3 protein-coding genes are annotated in these 3,669 nt (G+C 61.5%); all 3 read left to right on the forward strand.

Going from position 1 to position 3,669, the window contains the following annotated elements:
* Positions 1–1,414, forward strand: a 1,414-nt coding sequence (gene tssM / locus SLS51_RS22600; RefSeq protein WP_323840751.1) for a type VI secretion system membrane subunit TssM, incomplete at its 5' end; no start/stop codon positions are given.
* 95 nt (positions 1,415–1,509) lie between these two features.
* Entirely contained in the window at positions 1,510–2,850 is a 1,341-nt protein-coding gene (locus SLS51_RS22605) for a VasL domain-containing protein (RefSeq protein ID WP_323840752.1), read from the forward strand.
* A gap of 21 nt (positions 2,851–2,871) precedes the next feature.
* Positions 2,872–3,669 (forward strand): type VI secretion system tip protein TssI/VgrG (tssI, locus tag SLS51_RS22610; RefSeq protein ID WP_323840753.1); only part of this gene is annotated, 798 nt, incomplete at its 3' end.

Below are 3,669 nucleotides of genomic sequence, written 5' to 3' on the forward strand. Positions count from 1 at the left end.
TAATGACAAGCAACTGATTATCCCGCAGTTCCTGACGATAAACGGCCTCAACAACTATTTCGTCAAACAGGACGACCAGCTGATCGACCTCACCGTCATGGACAGCTGGGTCCTGAACCTGTCACACAACGTGCAATACAGCGACACGGACCGGCAGGAAATCCAGCGACAAATCACCGAGCAGTACCTGGGGGACTACACCGCCACCTGGCGCGCGGCCATGAACAATCTGGATATTCGTGATTTCACCGATATCCCGCAGGCCCTCAGCGCCCTTGAACAGGTCATCAGCGGCGAACAGCCCATCAGCCGGGCCCTGCAAATCCTGAGCGACAACACCCGCCTGCCGGAGATTAACGAGACGCTGCCGGCCAAAGCCCGGCAGCCGTTACGTGATACCCCGGATTACCGCCTGCGGGTGCGGATTCACCGGGAATTCGCGCCGGAAACCGCGGTGCTGGAGGAGTCCGGGGATAAAAACAGCACCTTACAGGGGGTTTATCAGCAACTGGTGGCGCTGCACCGTTACCTGCTGGGCATTCAGAACGCGCCGGTCCCGGGTAAAGCCGCCCTGAATGCCGTTCAGCAGCGGCTTGAACAGCATAACGGCGACCCGATTTTCGACGTACAGCAGCGGGCGAAAACCCTGCCGGCACCGCTCAACCGCTGGGTCGGCGCACTGGCGGAACAGGCCTGGCGGGTGGTGATGCAGGAAGCCATCCGTTCGCTGGAAATCGAATGGCACGACACCGTCGTCAGACAGTACCAGACCTACCTGGCCGGCCGCTATCCGTTTAACCCGGACGCGACGGAGGATGTGCCGCTCAGTGAATTTGAGCGGTTCTTCCGGCCCGGCGGCACGCTGGATGCCTTCTATCAGCAGAACCTGAAACCGTTTGTGGAAAACAACCTGACCCACCGCGCGGACGGCCAGCAGCTTATCCGCCCGGATGTGCTGGAACAGCTGAAACGGGCCGACCGTATCCGCGACACCTTCTTCTCGCCGCAAAACGGTCTGGGGGTCCAGTATGCCATTGAGCCCCTCAGCCTGACCGGCAATAAACGCCGCAGCCTGCTCAATCTCGACGGCCAGCTGCTCGATTACGCCCACGGCCGCAGCAGCATTGTGCACCTCATCTGGCCCAACGCGATGCGGGCCGGGGTGGAAAGCCAGCTCACGCTGATACCGGATGCCGGCGGCAAATCGCCGCGCGCCATCCGCTTCACCGGCCCGTGGGCCCAGCTGCGGCTGATTAACAGCGGCAAACTGACTAACGTACGTCAGGATTCGTTTGATGTGCGGTTCACGGTGGACGGGGGCGACATGACCTACCGTCTCTACGTGGATGAATCCGACAATCCGTTTGCCGGCGGCCTGTTCAGTCAGTTCAGACTGCCTGACACCCTGTATTAAGGGCAAACTGTATTAACGGCAAATTTTATTCATTGCAACATAGCAACCCACCCTGTCCTCCGCCCCGGCGGCGGCAGGTGAAAGGATGAACGGCCATGCGTGAACCCCCTGAAAACCTGATTATCCGCGCCGGCGGCAACCCGATGAATCTGCCGGCGTTCACGGCCATACGCGAAGAAATTAACAAAATCAACCACCCGTCTCAGCCGGCGGTGAACTGGGCGCTTATCGAATCCCTGGCCCTGACGCTGTTTCGCTCCCACGGCGTCGATTTGCAGAGCGCGATTTACTACACCCTGGCCCGCCTGCAGCTCAGCGGCCTGGCCGGGTTTACCGAAGGCTGTGAACTGCTGGCCGGGGTGATGGTCAGCCAGTGGGATGACCTGTGGCCGCCGCAGCCGGCGGTCCGTACCGACCTGCTGGACTGGTTTAACACCCGCAGCGGCAGCGCCTTACGCCAGCACGATTACACCGCCCGCGACCTGCGGATGATTTACCGGGCCGAGCGGGCCTTACAGCTGATAGTCGACCGGCTCCAGCAGTCCGACCTGAAACGCCTGCCGAAAGTCGACAACCTGTTGTGGTTCTTCCAGAACACCGCCAAAAAACTGGAACAGGCCCGTATCCTGCCCAAACCCGCGGCCAGACCCGTGCAGATGCCGCCGCTGGTTTACCTCGCCAGCACCGAACCGGCACCGCCTGAACCGGACACCCACGACGACGCGGGAGATGACCCCGGTCAGCCTAAAGTCCGGGTCCGTTTCCCTGAACCGCCCCCGCGGCCGATGAGCGCACTACAGGGGTTCGGCCTGGGCCTGTTACTGGGGGTGTTTGTCCTGACCGGCAGCTGGCTGGGCCTTTACCGGCCATTACAACAGCAACTGACCGCACTGACTGACACCCCGGACGGGGCCCGACTGGCCTGGTTATCTCATCCCGACCTGCCAGCCTATGCACCGCAGTTAACCCGGTTAGCGGACACCTCCCCGCTGGTGGTGCTGCAACAGGCTGAGCAGCTGACCGATATGGCACAAAAAACCTGGCCGCAGGACCGCCGGCAGCAGCAGGCAACGCAGCGCTGGCAGCAGTTACAGACCATCCGGCGGGAAAACGCGCCGCCCCCCGGCAACTGGCGGGAGACCCGGCATCAGCTCCAGTTACTGGCGGACAATATCCTGACACAGGAGCGCAACCGGGGCAGTTTCACCCTCTCTTACCTGAAAACGGCGATTGACCAAATCCAGCACAGCCACAACCGTGACGTCCCGCTGGAAGAGCTGCTGCGCCAGCTTTCCGTCGCCGTCGAACAGGGACAGCCCGTCTCACCGGCGCTGATAAAAAAGACCGACGACCGGTTTAACGCCCTGCTCAGCCAGTATTACGCGTTGCAGCAGGCCGCCGGCCTGACCGCGCTCCCTGAGAAAAACCGCCCGTAAATTCAGAGAAGGAACCCTTAGATGTCATTTCAGAAAAAAACCGCCGACGCCGCCAGCCTCGCACAACAAATCGCTGACCGGCTGCGTCCGCAAAGCGCCGGCGGGTTACAGTTTACCCTCACCGCCGGCGGCCTGCCGCCGTACACCTTTGTGGTGGCCGGCTTTACCCTGCACGAAGCCCTCTCCACCCCGTTCACGCTGACCGTCAGTTTAGCCAGCGCCGACCCGGCGATTGATTTCGCCGCCGTCCTCGACCAGAGCGCCACCCTGACCATCCTGCGCGCCGGCCACGTCGAGCGCACGGTTACCGGCATGGTCGCCCGCTTTGTTCAGGGCAATACCGGCAAACATCAGACCCGCTATGACATGACCGTCCGGCCCGATATGTGGCGCACCACCCTGCGCCAGAATGCCCGGATTTTTCAGCAGCAGGATATCAAAACCCTCCTCACCACCCTGCTCAAAGAGAACGGCGTCCGGGATGTGGCGTTCAGCCTGCGCAATCCGCACCCGGAACGGGAGTTCTGCGTCCAGTACCGCGAAACCGATTTTGACTTTCTGCAACGCCTCACCGCCGAAGAAGGGATTTTTTACTGCTTTGACTTCACCGGCAATAAAAACACCCTGGTGTTTGCCGACGATGCCGGTGCCGTGGTCAACGGCCCGGTGCTGCCCTATCACCCCGACGACGCTGAACAGGCCCAACAGCTGTGCATTACCCGGCTGACCCGCCAGGCGCAGGTACGGCCGGCGGTGGTCGAGCTCAAAGATTACACCTTCAAAAACCCGGCCTGGGCGGCGGAGTTCCGTCATCAGATG

The organism is Photorhabdus africana (genome assembly GCF_035181445.1).
Classification (GTDB): Bacteria; Pseudomonadota; Gammaproteobacteria; order Enterobacterales; family Enterobacteriaceae; genus Photorhabdus; species Photorhabdus laumondii.

Bases quoted from the DNA above. Each gene is read 5' to 3' on its own strand.
- SLS51_RS22605 (WP_323840752.1), top strand. From the start codon at position 1,510: ATGCGTGAACCCCCTGAAAACCTGATTATCCGCGCCGGCGGCAACCCG.